At 42.9% G+C, this 16669-nt stretch carries 13 protein-coding genes; 5 read left to right on the top strand and 8 right to left on the bottom strand.

Annotation, left to right across the window (positions count from 1 at the left end):
- Positions 1-41 precede the first annotated feature (41 nt).
- On the top strand, positions 42-191 hold the full coding sequence (locus tag HL061_RS12605) for a hypothetical protein (protein WP_156770998.1): 150 nt from the start codon (positions 42-44) through the stop codon (positions 189-191).
- Between the two features lie 178 nt (positions 192-369).
- Here HL061_RS12605 and murU read toward each other — a convergent pair whose 3' ends face one another.
- Together murU and HL061_RS12595 are read right to left on the bottom strand one after the other, a co-directional pair.
- The gene (gene murU, locus HL061_RS12600; RefSeq protein ID WP_093068865.1) at positions 370-1113 is read right to left on the bottom strand and encodes an N-acetylmuramate alpha-1-phosphate uridylyltransferase MurU; all 744 of its coding nucleotides are present in this window, start codon (positions 1111-1113) and stop codon (positions 370-372) included.
- A gap of 49 nt (positions 1114-1162) precedes the next feature.
- Complete coding sequence (locus HL061_RS12595) at positions 1163-2269, bottom strand: phosphotransferase (RefSeq protein ID WP_143506509.1); 1107 nt, start codon at positions 2267-2269, stop codon at positions 1163-1165.
- A gap of 388 nt (positions 2270-2657) precedes the next feature.
- Here HL061_RS12595 and lptD point away from each other — a divergent pair, with 388 nt between their 5' ends.
- Together lptD and HL061_RS12585 are read left to right on the top strand one after the other, a co-directional pair.
- Positions 2658-5702, top strand: coding sequence for an LPS assembly protein LptD (gene lptD / locus HL061_RS12590; RefSeq protein ID WP_252962903.1), 3045 nt, complete (start codon positions 2658-2660; stop codon positions 5700-5702).
- Positions 5703-5858: 156 nt separating this feature from the next.
- A complete protein-coding gene (locus tag HL061_RS12585; protein WP_212563723.1) occupies positions 5859-7253 on the top strand; it encodes a peptidylprolyl isomerase in 1395 nt (464 codons plus the stop codon).
- A gap of 534 nt (positions 7254-7787) precedes the next feature.
- Here the strand turns inward: HL061_RS12585 and HL061_RS12580 are convergent.
- On the bottom strand, positions 7788-8918 hold the full coding sequence (locus tag HL061_RS12580) for an endonuclease/exonuclease/phosphatase family protein (RefSeq protein ID WP_093068853.1): 1131 nt from the start codon (positions 8916-8918) through the stop codon (positions 7788-7790).
- Positions 8919-9373: 455 nt separating this feature from the next.
- Between HL061_RS12580 and asd the strand changes: the two genes are divergently transcribed.
- Positions 9374-10507 carry an aspartate-semialdehyde dehydrogenase gene (gene asd / locus HL061_RS12575; protein ID WP_252962902.1) on the top strand — a complete coding sequence of 378 codons (1134 nt, stop codon included), beginning with the start codon at positions 9374-9376 and terminating at the stop codon, positions 10505-10507.
- A gap of 101 nt (positions 10508-10608) precedes the next feature.
- Here the strand turns inward: asd and HL061_RS12570 are convergent, their stop codons facing one another.
- Positions 10609-10920, bottom strand: a complete 312-nt coding sequence (locus tag HL061_RS12570) for a heme-binding protein (protein WP_071003469.1) — start codon at positions 10918-10920, stop codon at positions 10609-10611.
- Positions 10921-11019: 99 nt separating this feature from the next.
- Here HL061_RS12570 and tgt point away from each other — a divergent pair, with 99 nt between their 5' ends.
- Positions 11020-12171 carry a tRNA guanosine(34) transglycosylase Tgt gene (gene tgt, locus HL061_RS12565; protein ID WP_071003467.1) on the top strand — a complete coding sequence of 384 codons (1152 nt, stop codon included), beginning with the start codon at positions 11020-11022 and terminating at the stop codon, positions 12169-12171.
- A 124-nt stretch (positions 12172-12295) separates the two neighbouring features.
- Here the strand turns inward: tgt and HL061_RS12560 are convergent, their stop codons facing one another.
- From HL061_RS12560 to lpxD, 4 genes are all read right to left on the bottom strand, one after another.
- On the bottom strand, positions 12296-13648 hold the full coding sequence (locus tag HL061_RS12560; protein WP_071003465.1) for a sodium-dependent transporter: 1353 nt from the start codon (positions 13646-13648) through the stop codon (positions 12296-12298).
- Between the two features lie 317 nt (positions 13649-13965).
- Complete coding sequence (lpxA, locus tag HL061_RS12555; protein WP_071003795.1) at positions 13966-14745, bottom strand: acyl-ACP--UDP-N-acetylglucosamine O-acyltransferase; 780 nt, start codon at positions 14743-14745, stop codon at positions 13966-13968.
- A gap of 173 nt (positions 14746-14918) precedes the next feature.
- The gene (gene fabZ / locus HL061_RS12550; RefSeq protein WP_252962901.1) at positions 14919-15455 is read right to left on the bottom strand and encodes a 3-hydroxyacyl-ACP dehydratase FabZ; all 537 of its coding nucleotides are present in this window, start codon (positions 15453-15455) and stop codon (positions 14919-14921) included.
- A gap of 52 nt (positions 15456-15507) precedes the next feature.
- Entirely contained in the window at positions 15508-16524 is a 1017-nt protein-coding gene (gene lpxD / locus HL061_RS12545) for a UDP-3-O-(3-hydroxymyristoyl)glucosamine N-acyltransferase (protein WP_058023666.1), read from the bottom strand.
- Positions 16525-16669 lie beyond the last annotated feature (145 nt).

The following is a 16669-nucleotide window of genomic DNA, read 5'->3' as shown; positions in this document are numbered from 1 at the left end:
TTTGTGGCACCTGTGCTCAATTTGTCAGATAAGAGGTCTTTATGAAAAATCTCAGTAAAAAACATTTGAGTAAAAAGCAAAGACTGAGTAAAAAGCAAAGACAATGGGCTTGGTTTTTGGGCTTATATGCCGCAGGATTTTTGACGATCTTTACGATTGCGCAATTGATTAAGCTGGCAATGGGCGTTTAACACGGTTATCAGACAGTGTCGTTACCTATGTGCTACGCGCTCAATTTACCAGCCCTTGTATTCACTCTTCATTTCTATTGGTAAAGATTGAACAAGATATAGAAATCATCTGTGTAAAAAAGCAGCGTTGAACGATCAACGCTGCTTTTTTGTGTTTACCAGTGTATTTTTGCTTATCTTATGAATTTATTCGACCTTGATGATTATCGATATCGTTTTTTTCAATAAATTCATTCACTTGTGCCAAGCGCTCGGCTGTACCGACGTCGATCCAGTTATCAGTAATCACTTCAGCAGTAATCTGGAATTTGATCATTGCTTGCTTAAGTAGTGGCGCCAATGCGGCAGGCTGTCCTGATACCAATCCCTCTACCAACGTAGGAGACATCACGCTAATACCAGCGAAAGTAAACTTGTCCGCATCGCCAACTGGCTGCTCGCTGGCAAGACCATTATTAATAGCGAAATCACCACCATCATTGTGCTCTGGATTGTCAATCAACAACAGGTGCGCGCGCTGATCCGCGCCTAATGTATAGTCTCGCAACTGAGCAAAATCATAGGTCGTCCAAACATCAGAGTTGACGAGAATAAATGGCTCGTCTCGCAGCTTGCCTGACTGTAATGCCTGAAAAATACCACCTGCCGTCTCTAACGGCTCATCACCTTCTACTGACCAATGTAGTTTGACTCCATATTGCGCACCGTCGCCCAAGGTATCCATCAGCTTATCTGCCAGCCATGACGCATTGATCGTGATATCGGTAATACCTGCGGCTTGTAGTGCTTTAATATGCCAGACAATAAGTGGCTGACCGCCCACTTCGACCAAAGGCTTGGGCGTATCTAGTGTCAATGGTCGCAGACGTGTGCCCTTGCCAGCAGCCAAAATCATGGCTTGTGTAATCGTCGAGCTAGACATGCTTACTCCTATTTTTATTATTTAGTTTATCAATTTGATTAAGCATCATCTAGGCTGAAGCAAACTTACCTTTGTATGCAGGTAGAACAGCATCTTTTAGCCATTGATTAAAAGGTAGGACGGCATGCTTGATCGCATCATTACCTTGTTCAGCCAGCCAGTTTAATTCAATAATTAAATCACGCATGACTTTGGGAATATCACCCAAATAGCGATCTTTGCCATCGCGTTCAGATAATCGAATAAAAATCCCTAGTACTTTTAAATGACGCTGCACGCCCATTACATTAACGTCGTTTTCAAGCTGAACCACATTATCGGCTGTGGTTAGCAATTGTTGCTTTTGTAGCTGCCAAAAGTCGTTAATCCATGCAGATACTTGGTGCTCTGGCCATTCAACATAAGCATCGCGTACCAATGATACTAAATCATAAGCATAAGAGCCGATGACGGCATCCTGAAAATCAATCACACCTAAGCGCGATGTGTCCGCTTGGTCTTGCATGAGGTTACGACTATGATAGTCGCGATGCACAATGACTTGTGGCTGTAGCAGGATTTCATTGATGAGTGCCGATTTTAAGTTTTCCCACACCTCCTCATTCAGCTCTACGCCGATATAAGGGATAAACCACTCACTAAACAGATTCATTTCGCGATCTAATAACGCCGTATCGTAATCTGGGAGCTGATACTGAGATTTTGCAGTCTCGACTGGTACCGTTTGCAGCGCTACTAACGTCTGCATGGCGAGCTGATAATAGTCATTGATTTGCTCTGGTGTTGCATCATTCAGCAAATGAGCAAACTCTACTGCACCAAAGTCTTGTAGCACCAAAAAACCTTTTTCTAAATTTTGTGCGATGAGCGTCGGCACATTGATTGCAGGCGACATGAGCTTGGCAACATTGATGAACTGCCGCATGGCATCTTGCTCATCAGCAGAATCCATGACGATATGACGCGTATCTCCTGATCCGTCAGCCTCTAGCAGTTGAATGCGATGATAGCGGCGCGCACTCGCGTCACCCGGTAAACTGTCTAGATCAAAGGGCTTATCTACAAATACTTGCTGCAACCAATGCTCGAGTTGTTGTTGGCGATTGTCGTTATTGTTATCGGTCATGTCAGGCTCTATAGTGGTTTTATCAGTCATAATGGGCATCACAGGTTAAATATAAATCATAAATAATTAAAGTAGTGATAAGTCAGGCAAATACTTGCTAAAATGGTCATATCTTAAGCCGCAACAACTGCGTTAGTAGACATATCAAGATATCATTCAGTAATTTAACGATAAGCTGAAATTTTTAGCTCATTTAAAAACAGCTTGGCTATATTATAAATTTTGGTAAATAGTGTAGCTGATTTGGTTTTTTTTGACTATGATTAGTCGTCATTATATGTAAAACAGCCAAATTCTTGAGATGACGCTATCGATGAGTGATTTTTTAGCCGTTCATTAACAACTTGGTCTTGTTGAATAATACGACTATGCAATTCAGTATCGCAATCCAATAGGCTCTGCAATCATAGGTGTGCCCTTGTTATATTCTCCGCTTTACCAAAGCATTCGTTTAATCTTATTTGGTGCCTTAGGCTTATCTAGCCTAACGGTTAATGCTGCCATCAACGATGCTGACACACAGACAACTGAGCCATCAAGTGCTGGTAGTACGAGCAGCTACCTTCCTGATACCAATAACAGTAATGTGACTCAAAGCAGTGATTACAACGATATCCGTTATAAAGACGCGCGCTCACAGATCGATAATTCTCAAAGAGCGACTCCTGCCTCTGATTTTGATGACACCCGTTTCGCAAGCGATGCTAAGTTAGAAGACAGCGCCTCCGATGATGTTTTGAATATCACAGAGATTAATGAGTCTTCTGATACCGCCTCAATACAACCATCAAATATGCCAGATAGCGATCAGGTAAGCCGCGACACACGCGCTAATGCTATAGCTACACCTGAAAATACCGTAGCGGATAACCGTCGGCTAGATATCAGTGATGAGAGCATTCAAGACAGCTTAGTGCGTTTGGCAGAATTCTATGAGCTTACACCAGAGACTCCTGTCTCAAATGACGTGGATAATATAGAAGATGCTGAGTCAGATAACATACAGAGTACTTTAGCGCCTACAGCGCAGACCATTACAAAAGTCGGTAAAAACTTACGATTATTGCCAAACGCTATAGATAGTGCACAACGCTGTGAAGGTCAATGGGTCTATCCAAAGAGCAACCCTAATTATCAGCGTGCTGTGAATGAAGCTGGCGGTGCAAATGGACAACCCGTACCTGATGTCGACAGTATTCCCAACAATCAAGCACCTTTATTCACAGAGTCAGACTACGGTTATTACAATAATATCAACTATGCTGAGCTATCAGGTAATGTGAAAGTCGATCAGGGCACCCAGCATATCGAAGCAGAGAAAGTTGTGATTAATCTAAGCAATGGCGTGGCTGCTGCACAAGGTAGAGTCATGTTTACCGATCAGGCGACAGGACAATCACTGCAACGTAGCAATGCACCAAGCAACGCTCAAGCCAGCTTTAATGAAAGAGCAAAAAAAGATGGTTTGATTGGGGTTGCAGACAGCTTAAATTATAATACTGAAACTGGACAATCAACAGCCAACGATGTGGCTTTTGCTAGTGTTGGGCTACAAGCACACGGCTACGCTAAACGCTTGAATAAGCCCAATGATAGTGAGTACGAGTTGGACGAGGTGATGTTTAGCACCTGTCCACCCACCAACCGTAAATGGCAATTTGATGCCAAAAGTATCGATTTGAATACTGATACAGGGCGCGGTGAAGCCTATAATACGACTTTTCGCATTGCTGACGTACCGGTCTTTTATCTGCCCTACTTTAACTTCCCAATAGACAGTCGTCGTAGTAGCGGATTTTTGTTACCAAGTGCGAGCGTGAGTAGTAAGAGCGGTGTTGAGATTGATGTTCCTTATTACTTCAACCTAGCGCCCAACTACGATGCCACGCTCAATACGCATGTATATACTGATCGTAATCCTATGCTCTCAGGTGAGTTTCGTTATTTGACCGAAAACTATGGAGAAGGCATTTTTAACGGTTCATACTTGCCTAATGACAAAGAATATAATGACGAAGATCGTAAAAGCTTTTTTTATGATCATTATTGGTCATCGAAAAGTATTCCGCGATTAAGTGGTGATGCCAAATATAGCTATGTATCAGATGCAGACTATCTTGATGATTTTGATACCTTAGGTTTATCAGATAACACCATCAACCTACCAAGGCGTGCTCGAGTTAATTATTATAATGATTACGTCGATGGTGAGTTAAAAGTAGAAACCTTTCAAACGTTAGATGCGTTTACTGATAATGGTGAGGCTCTAGAGGATAAAGACAAACCCTATTCACGCCTACCACAACTAAAGCTCAACTATCGACTGCCGTGGGCGAAGAACTTTGACATCACTGGTGTACATGATTCTGCCTATTTTAAGAAGTCTATTGATGATGGCTCTGAGGATGAAAAGAGCGGCGCACGCATTTATAACAAAATAAGTGCCGTCTATCCGATGGAGAAGTCTTGGGGCTATATTAGACCGAAGCTAAGCCTACAGCACCTTTATACTTCCTATGATGAAGACAGCTTGGCAGACAATAACATCAGTGAAGAAGATGGTAGCCAATCCGTATTTGTGCCACAAGCCAGTATTGATGCAGGTCTGAATTTCTACCAAGCAGGCTCACCCTTTGGCGCTTTTGATGACACCATGGGTGGCTATCGTCTGCTTAGCCCGCGGGTGAAATACACGTATTCACCGTACAAAAACCAAAATGATATTCCTAACTTCAATACTCGTATTGCGTCTATTAACTATGAGCAGCTATTTTCAGACAGTTGGTTTTTAGGCCATGACCGCTTGCAGGATCTGCACTCTATTACGCCTGGTGTCAATTATCGTTACATCGATGCAACGGGTGTGACACGTTTTGATGGTAGCATTGCAGAACAGTTCTATATAGATGATGGTCGTGTCACGCTTGATGATGAACAACGAGTTTTCAACTCTTCTTCCTCAGGCATGGTATGGGATACCAGCACCCAACCTTACAATAATTTTTGGGTTGATGTGAGTGGTGCGCTGACTAACGACTATGATTTGAGCTATATCACGACTGAGCTACGTTATCAGCCATCAGACAATAGCTTGTTCAATGTGGGCTATGTCAAGCGTCAGCGTGATGAAAATACGGATCAGTTGCCATTGTCCGCATTTACCGCCTCTGCTGTTTTCCCTATCAACAATAGCTGGCGGATATTGGCTCAAGGTCAATATGACTATAATAGTAATAAGATGCTCGACTCACTTATCGGCGTTGATTATGAAGATTGCTGCTTTGGTTTTGCAGTTTATGGTCGTCGTTACTATAATGACTTAAACGTCAAAGATGAACCAACACAAGCGGTTATGGCAGAGATACGGTTGAATGGGCTTGGTAGTGGCAGTAGCCGCTTAACACGATTGCTCTCTGATAAGATATTAGGCTTTGAACCTGTCCAAACTGCATGGAAAGACTAACGAGATTTTTTGAAGTAAAATATTATTTATATAAAAATGTATAAAGCACTATCTACAATCCAATTATGGACAACACTGTCGGGTATTTAATGATTAAAAGTATTGGATCGTGTTGACCAACTACCATCCGATGCGATGATATTGATGAGGAGCATCATGAGATTTTTTTCTTTACGTCAAACCAGCCGCGCTGTACTACTGTCTATAGGGGTCAGCCTTACGCTCACTTTGAGCGCTCAAGCAGCCACGGTGGCACCTGCAGTAGCACAAACGTCGAATCCGGCTGGACAAAATACCGTCGATCGTTTGACACCTGCCAATAGTACTGATGGCATCGTGGCTTTGGTCAATGAAAACGCTATCTTGAAGAGCGAATTGGTTGATGCCATTACACAAACCCAAGCCCGTGCACAAGCGGCAGGCGAGCCAATTGCAAACTCAGCACAACTACAGTCTGAGGTACTAAACGCGCTTATCTTGCGTGAATTGCAACTATCAATGGTAAAACGTGTCGGCCTATCTCCTGATGAGACCGAGATCAATCAACGCCTTGCTCAAATTGCTCAATCTCAAGGGCTTAATAGCATCTCAGCATTACAGCAACGCTTAGATGCCGCGCGTCTTGGTAGTTATGCCGCATTACGTGCTCAACTGATCGAAGATGCTGCTATTCAAGAGCTGCAGCAGCGTCAAATCAGTCGCCGAGTACGCATTAGCGAGCAAGATATTGATGCATTTTTGGCGTCGCCTGAAGCAAAACGTTTGAACCAAAGTGAATACCAAACTGTGCATGTACGCGTTCCTTATATAGATGACTACAGCCGTCTGTCAGCAGCTCAACGTGAGGAAGCGCTAAAAGTTGCACAGGATTTGCGTACTCGTTTACTTGAACCAAATGTCAATGTCTCTGAAGCTGTTGCTGCAAGCCAAGGTAGCTATCCTATCCCTATTCAAGGTGGCGATATGGGCTTTCACAAAGCGGCCTCCCTGCCGACAGAGCTATCAAGCAAAATTACCAATCTCGATATTGGTGCAGTTAGTGAGCCGTTACTAACGCCTGAAGGTATCGATATCGTTAAGCTGGCTGATAAAAAAGCCAGTGATACCATGCTAATTCCGCAGTGGCACACTCGTCATATCTTAGTAAAAGTCGATGAGTTACAGACAGATGCACTGGCTGAACAGAAAATTAATGATTTGTATGAGCAACTGCGTAATGGCGCTGATTTTGCTGCCTTAGCATCAACCTATTCAGACGATCCAGGATCGGCTGGACGCGGTGGTGATCTTGATTGGGTCAGTGAAGAAGATATGGTGGCTCCATTTGAAGCCACAATGAAAAACACAGCCGTTGGTGACTACTCTGCTCCATTCAAAACTCAATTCGGCTGGCATATTTTAAAGGTTGACGGTAAGCGTCAGCAGGATGTGAGCGAGCAATATCGTCGCAATATGGCACGCCAAGCTTTGTATCAACGCCTAGCGCCTCAAGCACAAGAAGACTGGTTGCAAGAATTGCGTGCAGGTGCTTACATCCAAGTACTCGGTTAAAGACTTACGTTCAACTGCTTGGTCATAAGTTAATACACTGAACGCTAATAATACTAATTAGCTTGCACAGAAAAAGGGTATATGCCAATGCATATGCCCTTTTTTTATTTAGAAATTGACTGCCAGTTAATTAGAATAATGGATAGCAAACCGCCTAAGTACAATTAACTTAACAGACGGTTAAACCAATCTATTTAGCTGTTTATAGCAAGAATATTACAAACCGATAAAGGATGCACAAAGAAAAGCCCCGAACCTAGGGCGATTGGTTCGGGGCTTCAGTGCTTCATGTTATTGTTATTATCTCTCTTCCATGTTGACTCATCCTAAGTCATAAACAGTAACGTATAAGACAGCGGGCTGACCTGTTCTTTTATTGATACCGTCTCAACACTGCATCCTTGCGTATCCTTGTGTTGATGAATGTATTATAGGACAATCAATTTGGTACGAATAGAAGCTAAAGACCTTATTTGACGTAAGCATATGCTTACGTTATAAGAGTAAACTTTAACCTATACGTCGCACTTCTTATCAACTAAAACTGCCTTGCGCTTGTTTGCGTTCATCTGACATTTTCTTGCCTTCTTTTTTACCTTCTTCAATCTTGCTATCTGCTTCTGCTACATCTTCTGCTTCTGCAGTAGGCGCATTGCCTTCTTGCTTACTCGTTTCTTCTGGCTCATATTGTAAAGTCGTCATGACAGGAAAATGATCAGATCCTATAGACGGCATACGTTTGATATCAACTACTGTAAAGCAAGCACTATGGAAAATATGATCCAATGCCCAACGCAGAAACGGATATTTGACATGAAAGGTGTTGATAAAGTGTCGACCAATACGAGGATCTAGCAGCCCAGAAATACGCTGAAAGCGGCGCGTGGTTTTTGACCATGCCACATCGTTGAGATCACCAGCCAATATCGCGGTTTGCTTATTTTCTTTGATGTGTTTGCCAACCATCAACAGCTCAGCATCACGCGTGGTAGATTTATCAGCCTCAGTTGGACTTGGAGGCATAGGATGCAAGCAGTATAGCCAAATCACTCGACCACCTTGCAAGCGTAACTGCGTATGAATAGAAGGTATGTCATCAATCATTAGGTACTTCACTTCAGGATCTATGAGCTCAAGCTTAGAGTACAGGTGCATACCGTATAGATTATCCAGCGGAACCTTCACTGTATATGGATAATCAGACTCAATTTGCTGTAAGGCTTTCTCCCATTTTTTATCAGTTTCAAGCGTAATTAAAATATCGGGCTGTCTATGCTTGACCAAATCAACCAATTTTTGTGTTTCATTATTGGGTGTTAATACATTTGACACCATGATTTTTAATTGATGTGCTTCCCCTTCTGGCTTATTTTTCGCTTTTTGAACTTCTTTTTTCCACAACCTTGTATAGGGCAATACCATTCTGAGTTGAAACGCTAACGTGATACTAAGCACTATAAATAACAACCATTGTCCCAGTTGCCACTCTGAGAAAAACATGATCATGCCAATCCAAGCAATAATGCCCAGTACCATTATCTGAATGCGTGGGAATTCGACGCCACGTACCCACCAATTATCCAGTGGCACCCAACCCCAGATCGTTACAAATGCGATGAATCCTGCGAGCCATTGTAAGCTGTAATATAATAGTGAGAGATCCATAGTATGTGATAACCGTTTATTGAGATGATAATGGGGCCAATAATGACATGTGCTGTGCCATTCATTCCATGACAACGCACATCATTATCTTAACTGAACTGAGTTTTAAATGAACTGACGTCAAGTATGAATGCTAGAAGCTTACTTTAGCATTTCATAAGATTTTCGCCTATATATGAGTCGCGATTCTGCAACAACTGCCATAAAAATTTACAATACCTACCCAATCAAAATAATAATTATTTTATCGAAAGCCTTATTCTTTATAGGCAACCAAATATATTTTGCCAATACCTAAGCGCGACTCTAATAATAACGTAAAGTTATAGTACACATAGTTAATAGTGTATGGAAAACGAGTAAATAATAGCCAAAACGCCTTGCTTTTTTGTACCATTCACGGCATTGTTATCGGTTGGTGATGCAACAAATAATTGTAAATAGGACTGAATTTCATGAGTAATTTAACAGTAGGCTTGGTAGGCTGGCGCGGCATGGTAGGGTCAGTATTGATTCAACGTATGCAAGAAGAAAATGACTTTAACGGTATTACGCCTGTCTTTTTTTCAACCAGTAATGCTGGTGGTGATGCGCCAAAATTCGACGGTATTAAAACTGGCCAACTAAAAGACGCTCATGATATTGAAGCACTCGCTGCCTGTGATGTGATTATTACTTGCCAAGGTGGTGATTATACGTCAAAAGTTCACCAACCACTACGTGATAGCGGCTGGACTGGCTATTGGGTTGATGCGGCAAGTACGCTACGCATGCGAGACGATAGCATCATCATTCTTGATCCAGTCAATCGCAGCGTCATTGATGACGCCCTAGCCAGTGGCAAAAAAGACTTTATCGGTGGCAACTGTACGGTATCACTGATGTTGATGGCGATTGGTGAGCTGTTCAATAAAGGTTGGGTCGAATGGGTCAGCGCGATGACCTATCAGGCGGCTAGTGGCTCTGGTGCCAATAATATGCGTGAGCTTATCTCAGGTATGGGTGTTTTGCATGACGCGGTACAAGATGAGCTGGCTAACCCTGCTAGCGCCATTCTTGATATTGATAAAAAAATCGCTCAGACACAGCGTTCAGCAGACTTCCCTACACAGTACTTTGGTGTGCCGCTTGCCGGTAGCTTGATTCCTTATATCGATGTACAGTTAGAAAATAAGCAGTCAAAAGAGGAATGGAAAGGCGGCGTTGAGACTAATAAGATTCTTGGTAATGACGAAGCTAGCACGATTCCTATCGATGGTATGTGTGTACGTGTCGGGGCAATGCGTTGCCATGCGCAAGGTCTAACCATCAAGCTCAAAAAAGATATCCCTCTAGAAGAGATTGAAGCCGCCCTAAAAAATAGCGGCAACGAGTGGTTAGACTTGGTCGAAGACGACAAAGAAGCCACTATTAATCGCTTAACGCCAGTCGCGGTGACTGGCACATTAACAGTTGCATTAGGCCGCTTACGTAAGCTCAAAATGGGTCCTGAGTATTTAGGTGCCTTTACCGTTGGTGATCAGCTACTGTGGGGCGCAGCAGAACCATTGCGCCGTATGCTAAATATCATTCGTGAGCAAAACAACTAAATCGAGTAACCAAAATATCAGATAAAAAAGACAGCAAGTGCTGTCTTTTTTGTGTGGTCAAGAACCTAAATGGCTAAGAACAATGACTATATGCCCTAGTATTACTTTTGCTCATACGCAATCATTACCTCGTTACGACGTAAAAATGGCAATGCCCATGGCTCATCGTAACGTGCCAATTCTGGCTCACCTGTAGGCGTTAAATGTTTGCTTTGCATCCAATTTCGCAGTTCTTGTGTCTTTTTATCTACTTTATTACTTCCAGTAAATCCTGAGAATTTGATAATGTCATAATTTTGAGCTCGTACTTCGACGATTTCGACTTCTGGGTTATTTGGTTTTGCTGACGTCTCCATCGTATATTTACTGGGCATCGCGAATTGTACGCGCCACTTTCCGTCATCTTGCTGCATACTGACTGACTATATTGACAGAATGAATATCAATATCCAAAAAATCCCTAACAATGCTATAATTAGCGCCATTTTCATAGCTCATATATCGGTTAACATATGCAATTTGTCTTACATAAAACAGCCAGCGGTGCAACGCGTGCACGCCGCGGCACCGTTCATCTCAATCATGGCGACGTGCAGACGCCTGCCTTTATGCCTGTTGGGACTTATGGTACGGTCAAAGGTATGCTGCCACGTGATATCGAAGCCATTGGTGCTGATATCATTTTAGGCAACACTTTTCACCTCTGGTTACGCCCAGGTACGGAAGTGATTGATAAATTTGGCGGCTTGCATAAGTTCATGCATTGGGACAAGCCTATTTTGACGGATTCAGGCGGCTTCCAAGTATTCAGTCTGGGGGCCATGCGTAAAATTACCGAAGAAGGTGTTAACTTCAAATCGCCTATCGATGGTGCCAAAGTATTTCTTTCTCCTGAAAAATCCATGCAAATCCAGTATAGCTTGAACTCAGACATCGTCATGCAGTTCGATGAATGCACCCCTTATCCAGCGACTCACGATGAAGCAAAGAAATCTCTAGAGCTATCACTACGCTGGGGACAACGCTGCGTTGATGAGCACAATAGACTGGGTAGCACCAACGCATTATTCGGTATCGTACAAGGCAGTATGTATCCCGATTTGCGCCAGCAATCACTCGAAGGTTTGCTAGATATCGGCTTTGATGGTTATGCTATCGGCGGTCTTTCAGTTGGTGAGCCAAAAGATGAGATGATGGACGTCCTAGACTACCTGCCTGATGATATGCCAGCAGATAAGCCGCGCTATCTAATGGGCGTTGGTAAGCCTGAGGATTTAGTTGAAGGCGTACGCCGCGGTGTGGACATGTTCGATTGTGTGATGCCAACTCGTAACGCGCGTAATGGCCATTACTTTGTGACGGGCGATGCAGACAATGCTGGTGTGGTACGTATCCGTAATAGCCAGTATCGTAACGACGAAGGCCCATTAGATCCTGAATGTGACTGCTACACTTGCCAAAACTTTAGCCGTGCTTATTTGTATCATCTTAATAAATGTAAAGAAATGCTTGGCGCGCAGCTTGCCACCATTCACAACTTGCGCTATTACCAACGTTTGATGCAAGGTATCAGAGACGCCATTGAGCAAGATCAGTTTGATGAATTCGTTAGCGAATTTTATAATAAGCGTGGACAAACCATTCCTGAGTTAAACTTGCGTTAATCCATTTTAGTATTTATTGATATTATTAGACATAAAAAGGGCTTAAGATAATTCTTAAGCCCTTTTTATGTGTGTTGCTTTTATCACTCAATGATTTGCATGTCTAAATCATTGTAAATAACTATTAGCCCATCAGTGAGGTAACAAATACCACGATCACAGCGATTGGCGCGATGAATTTTGCAACAATTTGCCAAAGCTGCCATGTCGCATTAGATAAACCAAGCTCTTGCTGAATACTACGCTGATCCATTTTCCAACCAACAAATACGATAGCCGCAAGACCTGTTAGAGGTAACAGGAACTTACTGGTAATCTTGTCTAGGGCATCAAAGATACCGTTACCCATAATAGTAAATTCAGACCATAGGTTAAACGATAGCAATGCGGCAATGCCTAATAGCCAAATCACAGTACTGGCAACGATAGTCGATACGGTACGGCTCATCGACGTACGCTCTTCTAGTAGCTCAACCGTTGGCTCTAGTAATGAGATAGATGAGGTGACAGCTGCAAAGGTAATAAGCAAAAAGAACAATGCACCAATGATAATACCCGCACTCATGCTACCAAAAGCAATCGGTAAGCTGACGAAGATCAGACCAGGACCTGACGCAGGATCTAGACCGTTACTAAAGATAATTGGGAAAATGGCTAAACCAGCCGCCAAAGCGATAACCGTATCCAAAATAACAACGGTACGTGCAGTTTTTAGCAAGTTCACTTCGCGGCCCAAATACGAACCATAAGCAACCATGATGCCCATACCAATCGATAGCGTGAAGAAGGCATGACCTAATGCTGCAAGCATAACGTCAGCCGTCAGCTTGCTCATGTCTGGCGTGAACAAATAAGCAACTGCCTCACCAAAACCGCCATTCATTATGTTATAACCAACGATAACGAAAAGGATCACACCCAATAGTGGCATCAAAATCTTGGCTGCTTTTTCGATACCACTCGTTACACCAATACCAACGATAACGGCCGTTAAAATCATGAATACAGTGTGCCAAATCGTCAATGTACCGGCTGATGCTAGCATCGCATCAAAGGTCGCAGCCACAGAATCACTATCTTGACCTGTAAAGCTGCCTGACGCCACTTTGGTGATATAGTTAAGTGCCCAACCACCGATCACACTATAGAAGGATAGAATTAAAAAGCCACCCAAAATACCAGTAGCACCAACGATGGTCCAGCTACGAGATTTACCTTCGCTAGCAGCCACATCCGCAAACGTGTTGACTGGGTTTTTTTGTCCACGGCGACCAATGAGCCATTCAGCAACTAATATTGGAAAACCGACTAGCGCGATACAGAATAAATAAGCGATAACGAAAGCTGAACCACCGCTCTCACCCACCATATATGGAAACTTCCATATATTTCCCAAACCTACTGCTGAACCTACTGCCGCTAACACGAAGCCAAAACTTGAGCTCCATTGCGCATGTTCTTGTTTATTGATAGCCATTTTTTGCGTCCTCGTACTTCAAATAACGCTACTGACAATCCTCCTTGATCATCATAAATAGTCACTACTACTATCAAACTATTTAGTAAACACTTCAATATGGAGTGCCCCGTAACATTAAGAAAGAATTGTTTACAATATCATAAACGCTCAGTTTCTGCTAAGCGACCAAAAAAGTCAAGCACTCATAAATATAAAAAGCCATAACAATTGGTTATGGCTTTTAGCAATATTATCTTTTATTAATAAAATTTAGGCAGATTAAAACTGTAAAAAACGACTATCTAGCCTAGCTTCTATCGTAGCTCAATATGCGTTTAACGCACCACCCCGCGACGACTTTTTTGTAGTGAATCAATCAACAATTGAACTTTTGGCTCTTGAGATAGTAGCTCACCTTGCAGAACCTCTAAAGCTTGCGCTGTCGTCAGACCCGATCTAAAAATAGTACGATACGCTTGGCGTAGGACATCAATGGTTTCTTTCGACCAATCTTTTCGGCGCATGCCTTCGATATTTAGACCATGAGCTTTTGCTGGATTACCAGACACCATCGTAAACGCTGCGACGTCTTTTAAAATCAAGCTGGCGCCGCCAACCAGACTATAGTCATCTACTGTACAAAACTGATGAATGCCTGAGTTACCACCGATGATTGTATGGCTGCCGATAGTCACGTGACCTGCAACACCAACATTATTTGCCAGCACATTATGATCGCCAATCACGCAATCATGCGCCACATGAGTATTGACCATCAACAAGTTATGACTACCTATCTTGGTTAGCTCACTATCTTGTGCAGTACCGCGATGTAGGCTACAAGCTTCGCGAATCGTATTGTGATCGCCAATCTCAAGCCAAGTACGCTCACCTGCATACTTTAGATCCTGAGGATCCTCTCCAACACTCGCAAACTGATAGAATTGATTGTGTGCACCGATACGCGTTAACTTTGTGACAACGACATGCCTATGCAACACAGTATGTGGTCCAATTGACACTTCATCACCAATGATACAGTAGGGACCAATGATGGCAGTCTCATCAATCTGTGCAGATGGTGAGATGAGTGCTGTAGGGTGAATCTGACTCATGATGTGGGCCCTTGTATCATTTAATGCAAATAAATAGTCAGCCAAATACAGCCAGTTTGGCTTCATGAATGAGGCCAATATCCGCTGCTTTGTTAAATATCAATATAATAGCTCATTATAATTGTGAAGATCGATTCGATATAGCGCTTTATGAATGCTAACTTATTACAAACTTAGGCACTTTTACTGTCTTTGATTTTTTGCTGCTCTTGACGCGCAATCATGATTTGAGCACTCGCAGCAAGTTCGTCTTCGACATGCACCGTACAATCAAACTTATAAATACCGTGGCGCTGCATCACTGTCTTGGCACGAATGGTGAGTTGATCACCAGGAATGACTCGGCGCTTAAAACGCACTTTATCCACACCAGCAAACAAATACAGATAGCCATCTTTTGAAGTCAGACCTGCGGTAATGAACCCAAGTATGCCTGAAACCTGTGCCATTGCCTCTACCATCAATACCCCTGGCATGATTGGCTCGTCAGGAAAATGCCCATTAAAAAACTCTTCATTAATGGTCACATTTTTGATACCCGTAATGCACTCTCCTGGTGTACAAGCGACCACTCTATCGACCAACATAAAAGGATAACGATGTGGTAAATAATGCTTAATCGTATGATACGTTAGTGGCAGGATAAGACCTTGCTCAGCCAAGCTTTTGATGTCTTCATCAGTTGGGATATCTATATGGTCATTGCTCATAATGAGGCTTCCTTGCTATGTTTTGGATGTTTATTGTTTGTATGTGTTCGCATTAATCACGACCAAGCTGACGAAAGCGTACCGCTGCACGGCGCCAATTAGCAGTTGGCATAGCAGCAGTTCCAGAAGAGTAAGAACCAGCAGTTTTTATAGATTTGGTAACCATGGTCATACCTGATAAAACCACATCATCTGTAATTTCGATATGCCCTGTGATACCGACAGCACCGCCAATAATGCAGCGTTTACCTATCGTCGTACTACCGGCAATACCCGTTTGGGAGGCAATGGCAGTACCGTCACCAATACGTACGTTATGAGCAACTTGAACCAAATTATCAATGATAACATGATTGCCAATAACCGTATCATCAATGGCGCCGCGATCGACACAGGTGTGACTACCAATGCGTACATGATCACCAATAATCACACGGCCTAGCTGAGCGATCCGCTCCCAGCCTGAAACACTAGGGTTGTTGGTAGGAGCAAAGCCAAACCCTTCGGCACCAATGCTCGCACCCACATGCAATCTTGCGTAGTTACCAATGACACAATCATGACCAATAACCACTTGCGATTTGATAACACTGTCAGTACCGATCTCAGAATGCGCCTCGATCACTACATGGGCATCAAGTGAGCTACGCGCTCCTATCTGCACATAGTCGCCAATGACACAAAAAGGACCAATATTAACCTCATCACCAATCACAGCGCTATCAGAGATCACAGCACTAGGATGGATTCCAGCAGATAGTGACTGACGGGCAAATAGTTGGCTAGCGCTGGCATAAGCTAGGTATGGGTCAGAGACAACCAACGCTAAGGCCGACTCAGGTACTTGGTCACGATACGCTTGGGTGACCAATACTGCACCTGCTTGGCTACCGGACAAACTAGAGATATAGTGAGGGTCTGCCAAAAAGCTTAGCTGCTTTTGGTCAGCAGTAGTTAAACTTCCAACACTGTTGAATGGGTGACGTAACTGCTCAGCACTAATATCAGCCTTATTGATAATGGGCTGACGCTGCTCAATCCGAGTGATAAGTTGCTCAATCGTTATCATAATGACTATTAATAGACTATTGTTATATATAAAACGGTCGTCAAAATAACAATGTGTTTTGACGACCTACTGGAAACTAATGACATTCTAACTTACTTAGACAAATATTTGAGAACGATTAGATATATTTAGATAATATTAGCGA

It is taken from the genome of Psychrobacter sp. PSP (assembly GCF_024085615.1).
Taxonomy (GTDB): Bacteria; Pseudomonadota; Gammaproteobacteria; order Pseudomonadales; family Moraxellaceae; genus Psychrobacter; species Psychrobacter pacificensis.
The sequence above is the reverse complement of the archived record's forward strand: the minus strand, read 5'-3'. Positions and strand labels throughout refer to the sequence as shown.

Excerpts from the sequence above, each read along its gene's own strand:
- HL061_RS12595 (WP_143506509.1), bottom strand. The coding sequence starts at position 2,269 with ATGACTGATAAAACCACTATAGAGCCTGACATGACCGATAACAATAAC.
- HL061_RS12560 (WP_071003465.1), bottom strand. The coding sequence starts at position 13,648 with ATGGCTATCAATAAACAAGAACATGCGCAATGGAGCTCAAGTTTTGGC.
- asd (WP_252962902.1), top strand. The coding sequence starts at position 9,374 with ATGAGTAATTTAACAGTAGGCTTGGTAGGCTGGCGCGGCATGGTAGGG.
- murU (WP_093068865.1), bottom strand. The coding sequence starts at position 1,113 with ATGTCTAGCTCGACGATTACACAAGCCATGATTTTGGCTGCTGGCAAG.
- HL061_RS12580 (WP_093068853.1), bottom strand. The coding sequence starts at position 8,918 with ATGGATCTCTCACTATTATATTACAGCTTACAATGGCTCGCAGGATTC.
- HL061_RS12605 (WP_156770998.1), top strand. The coding sequence starts at position 42 with ATGAAAAATCTCAGTAAAAAACATTTGAGTAAAAAGCAAAGACTGAGT.
- HL061_RS12570 (WP_071003469.1), bottom strand. The coding sequence starts at position 10,920 with ATGCAGCAAGATGACGGAAAGTGGCGCGTACAATTCGCGATGCCCAGT.
- fabZ (WP_252962901.1), bottom strand. The coding sequence starts at position 15,455 with ATGAGCAATGACCATATAGATATCCCAACTGATGAAGACATCAAAAGC.
- lpxA (WP_071003795.1), bottom strand. The coding sequence starts at position 14,745 with ATGAGTCAGATTCACCCTACAGCACTCATCTCACCATCTGCACAGATT.
- tgt (WP_071003467.1), top strand. The coding sequence starts at position 11,020 with ATGCAATTTGTCTTACATAAAACAGCCAGCGGTGCAACGCGTGCACGC.
- HL061_RS12585 (WP_212563723.1), top strand. The coding sequence starts at position 5,859 with ATGAGATTTTTTTCTTTACGTCAAACCAGCCGCGCTGTACTACTGTCT.
- lpxD (WP_058023666.1), bottom strand. The coding sequence starts at position 16,524 with ATGATAACGATTGAGCAACTTATCACTCGGATTGAGCAGCGTCAGCCC.